Here is a 16,044-nt window from a genome sequence, read left to right on the forward strand (position 1 = left end):
TTAAGTGTATACATAATAATTTTAGTGGTAATTCATATTTTCAGCATTGTGATGTCCCGAATTTTTTCGGAGGCAATCCGATAAAAATCTCACGAGTAAATTGTCTGTATTAGTTTGGATTAAAGATATCCGGGACTACACAAATGACACCCATCATGAGGTGAGAGCTCGTTAATTGTTGTAACTACGGTTTACTGTATCTCTCTTACAGAATTTGCCTTGGTATCCATTTATATTAGGGGCTTAAGTAAAAAACTTGCCAAATATGGATGAATCCATTATTGATTGTGCTCATACTTAAAAAATTAAGTTAGATTAGACATGCTTGAAATACTCATCCCTTATACAATTGCAATTGTTATTTTAACCATTACCCCAGGTTTAGATACCACGTTAATTATTCGTACAGCCACACTTGAAACCCGTCAAAAGGCTTTTCAAACTGCATTAGGCATTAACTTTGGGTGTATGGTATGGGGGATTATTGTTGCATGTGGGCTGGGAGCATTATTGGCAACCTCTGAACTTGCTTTTAACGCATTAAAATGGCTTGGAGCCGCTTATTTGGCTTGGCTAGGATTACAGTTGTTGGTCAAGCCGCGTAGTCGTCTAGACAACAACATGGACATACAAAGAACAACTAATTGGTTCTTAAAAGGATTTTTTTGCAATATTCTTAATCCCAAGGTTGGGCTTTTTTATATCACTTTTTTACCGCAGTTCATTCCAAAAGATGTAACCCCATTTATTTGGATTATGGGACTGGTTGCCATACATGTTGTGTTAGGGTTCCTTTGGTCAAGCATACTTATTGTTATGATGCAGCCGATTTCTAGGTTTCTTAAACAGCCAAAGATTGTGCGATGCCTAGATCAAATTACAGGAATTATTTTTTTGTTATTTGCCCTAAAGCTTGTAATGAGCAAGCGTTAGTTAAAGTTGAGAAACAAAATAAGAAGGCAATACTTTCATTTTGGTCCAACAAGAAATTACAGCAGCTTCTCATTCCGCTTGTTAAAATGGAACTAAAGCACATAAAACAGGTGCATTATGAAAAAAATAATAATGTGTTGTTGCTGTTTGTATTCTGGAGCGGTATTTGCCTCTGTTCAAGATAACATTAGCTTTTGCCAAGCAATTGCGATTGTTGCAGGGAATGTGATGCAAGAAAGACAGGATGAAGTTCCGCTCAGCCTCCAAAAAAGTATTGCACTTGAATATGAAGATGGGGCAAGGGAATTGTATGAGGCAATTGTAGAAGATGCTTATGATCTCCCCATACTTCCAAGTGAAACTCAAAAGCAGCAAGCTGTAGAAAGTTTTAAATTAGAATATTTTGATTATTGTGAACACGCTGAAGTGAGTGAATAGTTTTAAGGCTAAATAAGTTATAAGATGTGATCGATCGAGTCGTTACTTATTTATAACTAGAATTAAACCGAAATAAAAACCCCCTCTCAGTGAGGGGGTAAAAGTTATTCGCTATGAGATGTAAAACGGTCTATATCATGGTCATTTGATGTTTGAGTAAAATGCCGTGCCAATGCTTTCATATCTGAACCTGAAGGTGCTTGGTAAATTCTTAATCCAAATTCAGGTAAAATCGCAATTAAATGATCGAATATATCAGCTTGAATTGCTTCATAATCTTTCCATACCGTGGTGTTGGCAAAGCTATAAATTTCCAGAGCTAAACCCTCACTCGTTGGTTGTAATTGACGTACCATAATGGTCTGATTTTGTGCAATACCTGGATGTTGTTTTAAATAAAACTCAACATAGGCACGAAATGTCCCCAAGTTGGTAAGACGACGCTGGTTGTAAACTGCCTGATTTGAGAGTTGTAGGTTAAAATCTTCTAGTTCTTCTTGTTTGGTGTTTAAATATTGATCTAATAATAAGAAATCTTTTAATTTTTGTTGTTCATCATGACTCATGAAGTGAACACTACTCTGATCAATAAAGATCGAGCGTTTGATACGACGTACACCTGCTTGAGCCATACCACGCCAATTTCGAAAGGTATCCGTTACAAGTTTATTGGTGGGAATCGTTGTAAAAGTTTTGTCAAAGTTCTGTACAGTCACAGTATGTAATGACATATCAATCACATCGCCATCTGCATTTAAAGAAGGCATTTCAATCCAATCCCCAATGCGTACCATATCGTAAGATGAAATTTGTACAGAAGCCACCAAGGATAAGATGGTGTTTTGGAACACCAACATCAATACGGCTGCCATGGCACCAAAACCAGCGAGTAGCGTAAAGACATCTTTTTTCAAGAATGTACCAATAATCATCAAACCACAGACCACAAAAATGACCAGTTTCACCAACTGTAAATAGCCTTTAATCGGCTTGTTTCTGGATTTAGGATTGCGTTGATAAATCGCATTAAAGATATTTAAGCTTTCACCGATGGCAAGCGCGAAAGTAAGAAAAATAAAAGCTTGTGCCGCCATTTCGACTAGGCTAATAAATTTTGCAGATAGATGGGGGATTGTCACAATCCCATTCATGATGATGAGGGCAGGAACAATATTGGCGATACGGCTAATGACATGATGTTGAGTCACGATATCGCGATTGGCAAATTTTAATTTGGAAATAGCTTTACGAATCCCGCGCACAACAATTCTTTTCGCAATAAAGTTGGACAAAATCGCGAGTAATATCAATAAACTCAAAGATAACAACATATCTAACCAAGCGTATTGAGCCGCCCAATTGGTAATACGTTCAATGAATGAAAAATGCTCCAAAATTTTCCTCAAATGCAAATTTTTAATTGGTTTATATTTTATAAATTAACAGCTTCTGAATGAAGTTGAATAACATTTTCTAAACATTTCATAATTTTTAAAACACTCTTTTAAGTAGAAAGGGGCACTTGTGTGCTGTGTTGTTATTTTTATTAAAATAAATTAACAATAATGAAATCAATTTAAAAAAACTACATAAGATAAATAATAAGTATTCTCATTATTAAAAACTGGCGCTAGAATATGCACAAAATTTAAAGTATTTCTTACAAATCGAGTTTACAACCTAGTGAAATCATTACATCCACTGAGCTTAAGTATAAAAGTATTTTTGGGCCTAACGACCACATTAAGCCCAATCTGGGTTTATGCCGCAGAAACACAAACATCTGAATTGTTAGAAACCATTCATTTAACTGCAAAGCAATCGGAACATAAGAAAATTGGGCAGCAAACGGCAAGTACTTTAAAAGGTCAACAGCAGAATTTAGAAACACCACAAACAGTAAATGTAGTTTCAAATCAATATATTGAAGATTTTAAGCCTGCAACTCTAGATGCTGCGTTGACTCAAGTCAGCGGTATCACTCAAGGCAACACGTTGGCGGGAACTCAAGACACGGTAATGAAACGGGGTTTTGGAGATAATCGTGATGGTTCTATCATGATTAACGGCATGCCAATTGTACAAAGTCGTGCAATGAATGCTGCAGTTGAGCAAGTTGAGGTACTGAAAGGGCCAGCCTCTCTTTTATATGGCATTATGGACCCTGGTGGTGTGGTTAATGTGGTGACAAAAAAACCGCAGCGTGAACAAGCCTCTGAAGTTTCTATTTATGGTTCAAGCTTTGGAAATGGTAAAAATGGCTTAGGGGGTAGTATTGATACTACAGGTGCTATTGGGCAGAGCAATTTTGCCTACCGTTTCATTGCAGATTATTCAGATCAAGATTATTGGCGCAATTTTGGTTATAACCAGCAAACGTTAATTGCACCTTCACTGGCGTGGGACAATGGTCAAACTCAAGTGAATCTGAGCTATCAATATCGTGATTTTGATGTGCCATTTGACCGTACGACGGTTTTTGATTTATCTACCAATAAAGCATTGCCAATTTCAAAATACACCCGTTTAGATGAAGCCTTTAACCAAACCAATGGTGAAGATCATCTGGCTCAGTTGAGTATTGATCATCAAATCAATGATCAATGGTCTGCACATTTGGGCTATAGCTATAATTATGAAACCTATGATGCGAATCAATTACGTATTACCAAACTGAATACCAGTAATCATACAGTTACACGACGTACGGATGGCACATTGGGTGCGGAAAGTGTCGACAGTGCAGGTCAAGCATATTTGGAAGGGCACTTTAATGCACTCGGATTTAAACATGACCTTCAAATTGGCTCGGATATTGAATACCGCAAATATTATCGTCCGAATATGGTTCGAGGTGAGAACAGCACACTGGATTATTTAAATCCTGTTTTTGGCAAAGTGACTGCATCTAGCAGTATTGATGCAAATGCCAGTGAACAAACTGATAAATTGCACACTTATGGCTTCTATTTGCAAGATGCGATTCATTTAACAGATCAGTGGATTGCCGTTTTAGGTGGCCGATATACGCATTATCAGCAAATGGCAGGCCGCGGAAGACCTTTCAGTATCAATACCGATACCAATGATGATGCATGGCTGCCGCGTGCAGGTTTGGTGTATAAATGGAATGATCAGTTATCTGTATACACCAGTTATACTGAGTCGCTGAAACCAAACTCTTCAATTGCGCCGTTAAGTGGTGGGCAAATTGATTCAGATGTACAGCCAGAAAAAGCCAAGTCCTATGAAGTTGGTTTGAAGTACGAATTAGATGACCGCTTTAAAGCCAATTTTGCCTTATATGACATTAAAAAACGCAATGTGTTAGCGAGTGTAACCAACACGACAACGGGTGAGAATGAGTTACACACTTCTGGTCAAGTCGGTTCTAAAGGTTTGGAGCTTGATCTGACTGGTCAAATTACTGATCAGCTTGATGCCACAGTTACATATGCTTATACCGACGCCAAGGTATTACAGGATGAAGATACAGATTTAATCGGAAATCGCTTAAATAATGTGGCCAAGAATACAGCTTCTTTAACTTTTGCTTATGACTATGGTCAATTCGGCAATGGCAATTTACGCATGGGAGTGAGTGGTAATTATGTCGGTAAGCGAGCAGGTAACACTGAAAATACTTTTACCTTACCAGACTACACAGTAGCCAATGCTTTTGTGAGTTATGACACCAAAATTGCCAAGCAAGATGTCAACTTCAAATTCAATCTCAATAATATCTTTGATACGACCTATTACACAGCCAGTGTTAGCAATTTAACAGTTTCACAAGGTGATGCACGCCAAGCAGTGTTAAAAGCCACGATGAAATTCTAAAGACATGCTGTTGTGCTTAAAAGAAAAGGGCGTCTAAATGACGCCCTTTTGATTACCACATTAAATCATCTGGAATCACATACGCTGCATACGGATCTTCTTCATCGGTCACTTGCTCATTCTTTTCAGAATTGTTCACAATAATAAAGCCCGTCATTTTCTCATTAATACGATCTGCCAGTGCTTTAGGCAAATATGCATAACTGTCTTGATCTTTGGCAATCACTAAACTACCAGATACCAATGCGTTATACACTTGTTGCTGTAAATACACTTTTTTGATTTTGGTTTCATCAATAAATTGATAGACCACATCGCCCGCAACATCTTTAATTTTATGCTGCTGGATCATTTGCACAATTGCGGCTTTTAATTCTTTCTCTTGTAAGATACTTTTCTTTTCTTGCTCAAGTGCTTGGTCTTTTGCCATTTTATCTTGTTTGTCTTGGGCAATTTTTGCTTTGATTTCAGCATCATCATTTTGTCCAGTACGTTGCTCATGCACCGCCTGTTTAGACAGTTTTTTTGCCTTTTTATTGTCTACCAGACCAGCTTTTAATAACTGTGCCTGTAAAGCATTTTTAACCATAATAAATTCCGAAAGGTTTAATGATGACGATTTTGAAAGTAAATAATCCAGTACACCAGACTTAAGCAGAAACTTAAACAAACTGGAATAAGATAAGCATCCAATTTTAAATAAGGATAAATCAGACTTGCAACTAATCCACCCAGCAGAAAGCCAAATAAAATCAGTAAATGCAAAATAATTCGTCGTCGCCCAACTTTTAAACCGATCAGTCGATAGCCTAATGCGAGTCCTAAATCGGTGAGAACTCCCGACAAGTGGGTGGTACGAATAATTGTACCCTTATAATGACTGACCATCGCATTCTGGACTCCCATCGCAGCGCAAGCCCACAACAAGGCATAACGCGGTAAATAGGGCAAAATTAGCCAACACAATAGGATAAAGAGAGCAACCAGACTCAGTGGAATACCATAGCGTCGACCCAATTGGAATGTGCTGTTACCAAGGATAAGTCCACTATAGCAAGACCCTGCGACATAGCAGAGAATGACAAGAAGAAGATAGAGAATTGAAGCAGGGTCCCAATGGATAATTGCCATTGATAGCATACTCACATTTCCCGTCATGTGGGAAACGGACTGGTGTAATACAGTCACCAGTCCGAGTACGTTAATCATGCCCGCATTAATTGCGAGAAGGAATGCTCCAAGTTGCATCCAAAACGGTAAAGTTTGAAATGGCATATCGTGATACAACCATCCAATAAATGTCTAAATTATTATTTATAAAATAATATTAACGTGACGCTCGATCAACTGCTACCGTAAATAAAACGTCTGTAGACGAGTTTAATGCAGTTTCAGTTGAGTCTTGTAGCACACTAATGACCATACCAATTGCAACCACTTGCATTGCGATATCCGAAGAAATACCAAATAAACCACATGCAACTGGAATTAACAATAATGAACCACCCGCAACACCCGATGCACCACAAGCCGAAATTGAAGCCACAACAGATAAAATGATCATTGTTGTGAAATCAACTGAAATACCTAAAGTATGGACTGCGGCTAAAGTTAATACGGTAATGGTCACCGAAGCACCCGCCATATTCACAGTAGCTCCTAAAGGAATTGCAACGCTTGCTGTTGCTTCGTTTACCTCTAAGCGTTTTGCCAAATCAAGGTTAACTGGAATATTGGCAGCAGAACTACGGGTAAAGAATGCAGTAATCCCACTTTCACGTAAGCATTGGAATACAAGAGGGTAAGGATTTTGACGAGTTGTTAAAGCAACTAAAATTGGATTGATGACCAACGCAACAAAAAACATTGTTCCAATCAATACGGCTAAAAGTTGTGCATACGCCGATAAAGTTTTTAAACCAGAATCTGCAAAAGTTACGGCAACTAAACCAAAAATACCGACTGGTGCAAAGTTAATCACAATACGGATAACGTGATTTACGGCATTTGCAGCATCTGCAATAAATACTTTGGTGCTGTCATGCGCGTGACGGAAGGCTAAGCCGAGAGCAATAGCCCAAGCTAAAATGCCAATAAAGTTTCCTTCGCTAATTGCAGTAACAGGGTTTGCAATAAAACTTAAAAGTAAATTCTTTAAAATCTCTGCCAAGTTTCCTGGTGGTTGTAATTCACCTTGGGCAGGAACGTCCAAAAATAAAGTACTCGGGAAAGCCAAGCTCGCAGCCACTGCACTGAACGCAGCAAGCAACATACCCACTGCATATAAGATCATAATTGGGCGAAGGTTTGCGCTATGTCCAACTTTAAAATTGGAGATAGAAGCCATAACCAAGACGAAAACTAAAATAGGCGCAACAGATTTTAGGGCCTTAATAAATAGGTCACCTAAAAGGCTCAAGTAAGGAGCAGCATTAGGGAAGACAAAGGCAACTGCCATCCCTAAAATAATGGCGATAATGATTCGCGTAACTAAACTTAAACGCGCAAAAGCTGAAAACATAGGTTGACCTTGTCAGTACTACGAGGGCAGATGATAAAAATTAAGTGTGCAATTCTATACCTAAAATTGAAAATGGATAAAAGATATTTTGATATAAAAACTAACTTATTCTTTTTTAAATTGATATTTTCTGATTTAAAACGAGGAAAAACCGAATTTTATTGCAAAAAACTCCTTTCAGAAGCTCATGCATTGGAAATAACAGCTTTGAAATTATTTACTTAGCTTTTCAAGTTGAACTTAAAAATTCAGGATTTAAAGTCTGAATAGCTTGGTAATGGGTTAAATGAATCCGTCCATCTAACTTTTCATAAAGTCGGGAATGGATCAGCTTATCCATTACAGGCCCTTTGACCTCGGAAAGATGCAATTGAATGTTGAGTTTATTAAGCTCAGCATCTAATTCTTCCAATACTTCCAAGGCACTATAATCAATACTACTGACCCCAGAGCAGTTAACGACCACAAATTGCACATGTTTCTTTTCACTGACCGCATTAATAAAGAAGCTTTTAAAGCTACTGGCATTTAGAAAGTTTAAGCCTTCATCAATCCGTAGAGAAAGAATCGAGTCGACTGTTTTGACAGGATAGCGCTGTTGGTTCCGAAAATGTTGTGTGCCTTCAACCAGTCCAATCACAGCCATATGAGGGCGACTAATACGCCAGAGCATTAACATAAAGGTTGAAATAACCCCTAAAATTAAACCTGTCGAAATATCGATGCAAATCACACCAAAAAATGTAATCCACATGGCAATACCATCTGCTTTAGAATAATGCCATGTTTCAAAAAAAGGTTTTAAATCGACCAGTTTCCAAATTGAAACCATAATCGTTACAGCCAGAATAGCTAAAGGCAGGTTTTTAAAAAATCCCGTAAAAAATAAGCTCACAACCACAATAAAACAGGAAGATAAAATACCTGCCATAGGTGTTTTTGCCCCTGCATCGGCATTCACGACAGTCCGTGACAAACTTCCAGTAACTGGAAAGGCAGAGCTTATGCCTGCACTCAAGTTCGAAAGTCCGAGAGCAATAAGTTCCTGATTACTATTTAAAGCACTGCGTTGTTGTAAAGCTGTCGCTTGAGCAATTGAAAGCGATTCGACAAAACTAATCATGGCAATCATGCTTGCGCCAGGAAGAAGTTGCAGTGCCAAATCCCAATTCCAGTTCGGAACACTTAAAGGTGGAAAGCCAGATGGAATTTCGCCGACTGTTTTAATTTCTGAATTTTCAAGTTGAAAAACAGAAACCAAAGCAATAGATAAAACCACGAGAAGCAGGGGTATTGCTTTAATCAAAAATCCTGAAAATTTAAACCGTTGTTGGATATGAGCTAAATTAAACAGCTTGGGCATATAAATTAACAACAGCATGGCTACCACGCCAAATAGCAAAGTGCCCCAATGTGTTTGGTTCGCATGTTGATAAAAGCTAACGATCAATTCAAGAATGTTATTGGATTGCAGAGGTATATCCAGTAAGAACTTGATTTGCCCTAAAGCAATGAGTAATGCGGATGCAATGATAAAGCTATGAATGACAGGGTGGCTGATCAGTTGGATGAGAAATCCGAATTTAAAGATGCCCAATAAGAAAGAAATAATACCAACCATCATCGCCAGTAAACAGGCTGCCTGAATATATGCTTCCGAACCGACCTCAAAGAATGGCGTTAGTGTGGCAAAGGTCATCATTGAAATAATGGCCACGGGGCCAATCGAAAGTGTGGGGCTACTGCCAAAGAATGCATAAACAATCATAGGCAACATACTGGCGTACAGACCAGTAATTGGGGGCAATCCTGCAAGCATGGCATAGGCCATACCTTGAGGCACCAGCATTGCAATTACAATAACTGAGGAAAGCAGGTCGGATTTAAAGTTAGAAAAATTGTAATCTGTAAGCCAAGTAGAAGCTGGAAAATACTTTGAGTATGATTTCTTTGAATTAGACATAGGCTGATCTAAAGCGCAACTTTAAATATATTATGCACAGAAATAACAAGAAGAATGAGAATTAGAAGAATGAGTTTATTTAACTTAATACAGACTTGGTGCAATACAGTTCATATAAGGTTTGCAGGACTTGTACTAACTTTTCATCTTTAATGGAATAAAAAATTTGTTTACCGTCACGGCGCGTACTAACAACATCACTTTTTCTTAACATCATGAGTTGTTGAGACAGCGTAGGTTGGGTAATTTGCGTAATTTGTTCAATTTGCGAAACATTCAGTTCTTGTTTTGCCAAATGACATAAAATGAGTAGACGATCTGTATTAGCCAGTGATTTTAAAATACTCACCACATGTTCTGCGGAATGTCGCATCGATGTAATTTCAAAATCATTTTCCATTAGTACGTCTCATTAAAATCAGCTCACTATTATAAGCGTACAATGTGCAGATTACATGTAGCTAAAATTTCAATCTAGATGGTTTTTAATGACAACAATTATCAGATTTATTTATAAGAAATACTGAGTACGGCATGCAATTTGTCTAAAATTACACGCCGTAGTGTATGGCATTTAACTCTTCTTAACTTTTACACTGTCATAAAAATGTTTAAGTTCTTTTTCATTAAATAGGCTTGCATGATCAAAAGCCTCTTGGTGATCTTGCGCATACCATGCCAAACGATGTTGCATCTGGGTCACAAAATCTGGCGCCAGTAACAGATGTTCGCGGGTAATTTCAGCAAGTCCCAACTTTTTCAAAGTCGTCAAATAGCCTTTTAAAGTAGCACTGTCGAAATAGTAACCTTGAGTAATGACTTTATTTTGACTTAATTGCTGCAATGTTGCTTTCGCCATTTTCTCAAACACTTTTTCTGAGAAGGTTTGCGTATTTGCATATTGAGTAAATAAGCTTTGCATGACAATAAAGTTATTTAAACTACGCTCTGATAAGGCAGCAAGTGTGTGTAATCCTGTGCTTTCAGTTGATGATTGCATAAGGTGGCCAGCATCACGTTCAATCCACTGTGCATCCTCGAAATAATCTAAGAGAGCGTGGATCTGCATTTCTACATCTTCTGGTTGCCATTTTAAGAAGAATTCTTCTTGAATAAATGGATATAAAGACTGTACCAATTGAATTAACTGAGAAACCTCAATTTTTTCATAATGTTGAATAATACGAGCAACTAGAGCAGGTAAAATAAAGCAATGCAGAATGTTATTACTGAAATAGCTCAATAGAATTTTTTGGCTTTCAGCAACGCGAACCCATGTTTCTGAGTTTTGATGATGGATTTCAACTTGCTTTAACTTTAAGGCATATTGAATAATTTCTTGACTAGAAAGTTCAGAAATAATCATTCGACCATCATAAAGGTTGTGTTGCAGTAATTTCCGATACTGATCAAGAGTTGTAACTAAACTGGATTCAGTCAATTGATGCTCTGGCGCATTCAGTAAAATTAAAGAAATGATTGAAATCGGGTTAATCACCACAGCTTTATTGATATTTTCTAAGATTGATTGTGCCGTTTGATCAACAGTATTGACCACTGAAGCAGGCAGTTTATCATTGAGTTTTAGTTTAATTTTTTCAGCATCTTGCTGTTTTAACACCGTATCTAAAAAAACAGGCTCACCAAAGTTAACGTACACTTGCCCAAACACTTTCTCAATTTTACGCGCTGAACTTAAAATACCCCAAAGTGATTCAGCTTCTTTGGGCTTACCACTGAGTTCATTTAAGTACGACGTGCCTTCCAATAGTTTTTCATAGCCAAAGTAAGTTGGAATAAAAACAATAGGTTTGGAATTTCCTCTTAAGTGACTTTGAATGGTCATCGACAACATGCCTTTTTTAGCAGGCAGTAATAAACCCGTACGTGAGCGTCCACCTTCAATAAAGTATTCTAAAGGCGTATTACGCATCAGTAGACTATGTAAATATTCTTTAAATACCGACGTATACAGTTCATTACCATTGAAACTACGGCGAATAAAATAAGCACCCGCACCACGGAACAATTGACCGACAATTGGTAAATTCAGGTTAATGCCTGCGGCAATGTGCGGCACCATCAAACCACGGTTAAAAATCACATAAGACAGCAATAGGTAATCGATATGGCTACGGTGGCAGGGGGTATAAACAATTTCATAGTCTTGTGCCAATTCACGCACAGTATCAAAGTTATGAACTTCAATGCCATCGTAAAGTTGAGTCCATAATTTGGTTAAAGCCAGATAACCAAAGCGTAACGTGGAATAGGAAAAGTCAGAGGCAATTTCAGTTAAGTAGTGTCGTGCACGATGCTCAGCTTCAAACATACTGATATTTTCATCGATGCTTTCTTTGCGAATAGCGTGTTTAACACCATCACTAATCAAAAGATTATTGATCACATTACGACGGTCAGATAAGTCTGGTCCTAAAATTGCCTCTTTATATTTATTAAAATTGGCATTCAGTTCTTTCATTACATGATGTGCAGGCGAGAAATGAGGACTTAATTCCTTCGCTTCGGTTATTAACTTTCTTAAAGAAAGCGGCTTGTGAAACTCTAGATAGTTTTCACGGCCATACAAGGAAATATTCATGGCTTGTTTGAGTGGAGATGGCGTTGACCATGCATCTGCAAATAAGGCTTTATACCAAGAATCTTCGTATTCTGGCGCACGTCCCCACAACATGGTCACAGGCACTAAATCAACATCCAATTCTGGGTTTTTATCCAGAACTTCAATTAAATGAATAAGTTTTGCAGGATAATGTAATCCTTGTTTAAGATGGTTCTTTTCATTCAAAACTAAAATAGAATCTTCTTCTTGTACCGTTCCAATCTTTAAGGGCTGATAGACGGAAGGTAGCTGTCTCTTTTGCGCTTCATTATCAATCAGTACAGTATTACTGAGAGAGGCATCTTGTAATACATAGCAAATAGGGGTGTCGGACGAAGCTGAATATTGTTGTTCCAGTTCGGAGGTCGTGCCTAATACTTGTGGACTCACCACTTTATTTAAAATTTTCTGTGTGAGTTGACGATAAAATTGGCGATAACCTTTATTGGACATTGTTATTCCTATGAACCATGTTTCGAGGATTATTTTGTTCAATCTTCTCTAAGAATACAAATGCTTTTGTTGTTAAATAGAACATAAAGCATGTAACAGATCGTATCTTGAGGAGATACTACTATAAAGCGTAAATGAATATAAACGCGAATCCTGCATCATTAAAGAAAAGTGAATCGGCATATTTTTTGCTGATCTCTAGAAAATACATTTTTCTTAGAGGTCAATGATTATGCATTATCAGGTTTTTCCATCACAAAAAATATCCGCTGAATATATCATTTTATCGGCGGGTTTGGGTGGACATGGACAGTTTTGGACACCGCAAATAAAAGCATTACAACAAAATTTTCATGTGGTGATTTATGACCAAGAAGGTTGCCATAAAAATGCAGCCATTCTTGCAGAAAACTACAGCATGACCCACTTAGCCAAACAGGTCATGGATTTATTATCCATATTAAACATTCAAGAATTTCATTTTGTTGGACATGCTTTGGGTGGTTTTATAGGGGCAGAGCTGGCGGTTTTATTGGAAAAATCTGAAAAAACCATGTTGTCGCTTACGGTTATCAATGGCTGGGCGCAATTAGATCCGCATACGCAGAAGTGTTTCAATACTCGCATAGCCTTATTGCAATATGCAGGGATAGAGGCTTATGTCCGAGCACAGGCATTATTTTTATATCCTCCTGCATGGATTTCTGCACATATTTTAGATTTAGAAATTCAGGAAAATAAGCAAGTTGAGCAATTTCCGCCTTTGCTGAACGTCTTTACGCGTTTGAATGCTTTAATGAGCTATAAAATTACGACCGAAACAATTTCGAGTTTAAATAAAATTCCAATGTATTTAATCGTGACTGAAGATGATTTTCTGGTGCCGTATAAGCAAAGTTATCAATTAAAACAAAAATTTCCACATGCTGAATTAGATGTGCTGACGCATGGCGCGCATGCGGTAACGGTTACGCAACCTGAAATATTCAATCAATTGTTATTAGAAAAATTAGTGAAGAAACCTGCTGAAAATTTAGCTGCAAGTTAACAACTGAGGTTCATCTCTAGCACGCTATAGGTTGATATAAAAATTCAAAAAGGCACTGCTTAGCTCAGTGCCTTTTTTATTGCGGTTATTTTTCCATTTGGTCAAAAAAGTGCACAAATTTAGATCATGAATCACAAAAAAAGTGCATGTGAAAAATAGTAATTTTACCCATTGGTAAAATACATAAAATTATTAATGATTTTAAATTATTGATATTAAATAAATTTAAAAAGTTGGCACACTCCATGCAGTCATGAAATCAAGAATATAAAAATTTATATCCCAAAAAATAACAGGGTATAGGTTTTGAGAAATTTCATAATTTAATGAGGATGCAACACATGAAAATAGGTGTTTTTTGCCCAATCGGGAACAATGGCTGGTTACTTTCTGAAAATGCTCCACAGTACATGCCGAGCTTTGAACTCAACAAAAAAATTGTACAGCGTGCTGAGCATTATGGTTTCGATTTTGCCTTGTCCATGATCAAACTGCGTGGCTTTGGTGGCAAAACTGAATTTTGGGATCATAACCTAGAAACCTTCACATTGATGGCGGGCTTAGCTGCGGTTACCAGCAAAATTAAAATTTATGCGACCGCAGCAACTTTGGTGATGCCACCTGCAATTGTTGCACGTATGGCTTCGACTATTGACTCTATTTCAAATGGTCGTTTTGGCTTAAATGTAGTGACTGGCTGGCAAGCGCCTGAATATACGCAAATGGGCATGTGGCCAGGCGATGAGTACTTTGGTAAACGCTATGAGTATTTATCTGAATATGTACAAGTTCTTCGTGAACTGTGGGCAACAGGTAAATCGGATTTTAAGGGCGAGCATTTTGAAATGCAGGATTGCCGTGTCAGCCCAACCCCGCAAGCGGATATGAAGATCATCTGTGCAGGTCAATCGGATACTGGACTAGCATTCTCTGCGCAATATGCAGATTACAACTTTGTCTTTGGGAAAGGTTTAAACACACCAACCGCTTATGTAGAAATCAATGATCGCCTAAAAGCACATACTGATAAGACAGGACGTGATGTTCAAACTTATGTGTTGTTTATGGTGATTGCTGCTGAAACTAATGAAGAAGCATTGGCGAAATGGCAAAGCTATAACGATGGCGCAGATATGGAAGCAATTAATTGGCTGATGAATCAAGGCGGCAAAGACATCACTTCAGGAACCGATACCAATATTCGCCAAATGGCATCGAGCGTATCTCCCGTCAATATCAACATGGGCACCTTGGTCGGTTCTTATGAAAAAGTCGCAGCGATGTTGGATGAAATTGGTGAAATTAAAGGTACAGAAGGCATTTTATTAACTTTTGATGATTTCGTTCAGGGCGTCGAAGATTTTGGTCAAAAAATTCAACCGCTTATGCAATGCCGTCAACACGTCGTGATGGATCTGGCGGAACAAGCACCTGTCACAGTTTTGGAGAAATCAGCATGAGCCAAGTCAATACACATACAGTTATCAGCGATTTTACCGAAGCTACTGGTCAAGGCAAAACCTTAAAAGCAGAACCTGAAAATATTCAGTTTGCACCTGAACAAACGGCCTTAATTGTCATTGATATGCAGAATGCCTATACCTCAATGGGTGGCTATCTGGATTTGGCCGGTTTTGATGTTTCTGCGACCCAACCTGTGGTACAGAACATTAAAAAGGCAGTTGAAGCAGCACATGCAGCCAATATTCAGGTGATTTACTTTAAAAACGGCTGGGATAATCAATATGTGGAAGCAGGAGGACGCGGTTCACCAAATTTTCATAAATCCAATGCACTAAAAACCATGCGTAAACAACCCGAACTACAAGGCAAATTACTGGCAAAAGGTGGTTGGGATTTTGAGCTGATCAATGAATTACAACCCTTAGCCCAAGATATTGTGATTGAAAAACCTCGCTATAGCGGTTTCTTTAACACCGCGCTAGACAGCATGTTACGTGCACGAGGAATTCGTAATTTAGTTTTTGTTGGCATTGCAACCAATGTTTGTGTCGAATCTACATTAAGAGATGGTTTTTTTCTTGAGTACTTCGGGGTGGCGTTAAAAGATGCCTGTTATCAGGCGGGCCCAGAGGAAATTCAAGCTGCGAGTCTTTACAACATCAAAACCTTCTTTGGCTGGGTGTCAGATACGCAAAGTTTTGTCGACACTTTTGTTCCCAATACCAACCCACTTGCCAAATCTGCCTAATACGGAGCGATCA

13 protein-coding genes are annotated in these 16,044 nt (G+C 38.1%); 6 read left to right on the plus strand and 7 right to left on the minus strand.

Annotation, left to right across the window (positions count from 1 at the left end; all coding sequences use genetic code 11):
* Nucleotides 1-321 precede the first annotated feature (321 nt).
* Together E0H87_RS09510 and E0H87_RS09515 are read left to right on the plus strand one after the other, a co-directional pair.
* Complete coding sequence (locus tag E0H87_RS09510; protein WP_131323374.1) at nucleotides 322-933, plus strand: LysE family translocator; 612 nt, start codon at nucleotides 322-324, stop codon at nucleotides 931-933.
* A 117-nt stretch (nucleotides 934-1,050) separates the two neighbouring features.
* The gene (locus tag E0H87_RS09515) at nucleotides 1,051-1,371 is read left to right on the plus strand and encodes a hypothetical protein (RefSeq protein ID WP_131323375.1); all 321 of its coding nucleotides are present in this window, start codon (nucleotides 1,051-1,053) and stop codon (nucleotides 1,369-1,371) included.
* Nucleotides 1,372-1,475: 104 nt separating this feature from the next.
* Here the strand turns inward: E0H87_RS09515 and E0H87_RS09520 are convergent, their stop codons facing one another.
* Nucleotides 1,476-2,765 carry a mechanosensitive ion channel family protein gene (locus tag E0H87_RS09520; RefSeq protein ID WP_131323376.1) on the minus strand — a complete coding sequence of 430 codons (1,290 nt, stop codon included), beginning with the start codon at nucleotides 2,763-2,765 and terminating at the stop codon, nucleotides 1,476-1,478.
* A 289-nt stretch (nucleotides 2,766-3,054) separates the two neighbouring features.
* On the opposite strand from E0H87_RS09520, the gene E0H87_RS09525 reads away from it, so the two are divergent.
* Nucleotides 3,055-5,211: a TonB-dependent siderophore receptor gene (locus tag E0H87_RS09525; protein WP_131323377.1), complete on the plus strand. Its 2,157-nt coding sequence runs from the start codon at nucleotides 3,055-3,057 to the stop codon at nucleotides 5,209-5,211.
* 52 nt (nucleotides 5,212-5,263) lie between these two features.
* Here the strand turns inward: E0H87_RS09525 and E0H87_RS09530 are convergent, their stop codons facing one another.
* The 6 genes from E0H87_RS09530 to plsB form a co-directional block, all read right to left on the minus strand.
* A complete protein-coding gene (locus tag E0H87_RS09530; RefSeq protein WP_131323378.1) occupies nucleotides 5,264-5,800 on the minus strand; it encodes a DUF2058 domain-containing protein in 537 nt (178 codons plus the stop codon).
* A 17-nt stretch (nucleotides 5,801-5,817) separates the two neighbouring features.
* Nucleotides 5,818-6,486 carry a YoaK family protein gene (locus E0H87_RS09535; RefSeq protein WP_131323379.1) on the minus strand — a complete coding sequence of 223 codons (669 nt, stop codon included), beginning with the start codon at nucleotides 6,484-6,486 and terminating at the stop codon, nucleotides 5,818-5,820.
* A 52-nt stretch (nucleotides 6,487-6,538) separates the two neighbouring features.
* Entirely contained in the window at nucleotides 6,539-7,732 is a 1,194-nt protein-coding gene (gene sstT, locus E0H87_RS09540) for a serine/threonine transporter SstT (RefSeq protein WP_131323380.1), read from the minus strand.
* A gap of 229 nt (nucleotides 7,733-7,961) precedes the next feature.
* A complete protein-coding gene (locus E0H87_RS09545; RefSeq protein WP_131323381.1) occupies nucleotides 7,962-9,695 on the minus strand; it encodes a SulP family inorganic anion transporter in 1,734 nt (577 codons plus the stop codon).
* Nucleotides 9,696-9,774: 79 nt separating this feature from the next.
* Nucleotides 9,775-10,095, minus strand: a complete 321-nt coding sequence (locus tag E0H87_RS09550) for an ArsR/SmtB family transcription factor (protein ID WP_131323382.1) — start codon at nucleotides 10,093-10,095, stop codon at nucleotides 9,775-9,777.
* A 174-nt stretch (nucleotides 10,096-10,269) separates the two neighbouring features.
* The gene (plsB, locus tag E0H87_RS09555) at nucleotides 10,270-12,771 is read right to left on the minus strand and encodes a glycerol-3-phosphate 1-O-acyltransferase PlsB (RefSeq protein WP_131323383.1); all 2,502 of its coding nucleotides are present in this window, start codon (nucleotides 12,769-12,771) and stop codon (nucleotides 10,270-10,272) included.
* 232 nt (nucleotides 12,772-13,003) lie between these two features.
* Here plsB and rutD point away from each other — a divergent pair, with 232 nt between their 5' ends.
* The 3 genes from rutD to rutB all read left to right on the plus strand — a co-directional run bounded on the left by rutD (nucleotide 13,004) and on the right by rutB (nucleotide 16,031).
* The gene (gene rutD / locus E0H87_RS09560) at nucleotides 13,004-13,819 is read left to right on the plus strand and encodes a pyrimidine utilization protein D (RefSeq protein ID WP_131323384.1); all 816 of its coding nucleotides are present in this window, start codon (nucleotides 13,004-13,006) and stop codon (nucleotides 13,817-13,819) included.
* A gap of 341 nt (nucleotides 13,820-14,160) precedes the next feature.
* Nucleotides 14,161-15,279 (plus strand): pyrimidine utilization protein A, encoded by a 1,119-nt coding sequence (gene rutA, locus E0H87_RS09565; RefSeq protein ID WP_131323385.1) that lies wholly within the window; start codon nucleotides 14,161-14,163, stop codon nucleotides 15,277-15,279.
* On the plus strand, nucleotides 15,276-16,031 hold the full coding sequence (gene rutB / locus E0H87_RS09570; protein ID WP_131323386.1) for a pyrimidine utilization protein B: 756 nt from the start codon (nucleotides 15,276-15,278) through the stop codon (nucleotides 16,029-16,031). Before rutA ends, rutB begins: the two co-directional genes overlap by 4 nt.
* Nucleotides 16,032-16,044: the final 13 nt, after the last annotated feature.

Origin of the sequence: Acinetobacter sp. ANC 4178 (genome assembly GCF_004331175.1) — a bacterium.
Taxonomy (GTDB): domain Bacteria; phylum Pseudomonadota; class Gammaproteobacteria; order Pseudomonadales; family Moraxellaceae; genus Acinetobacter.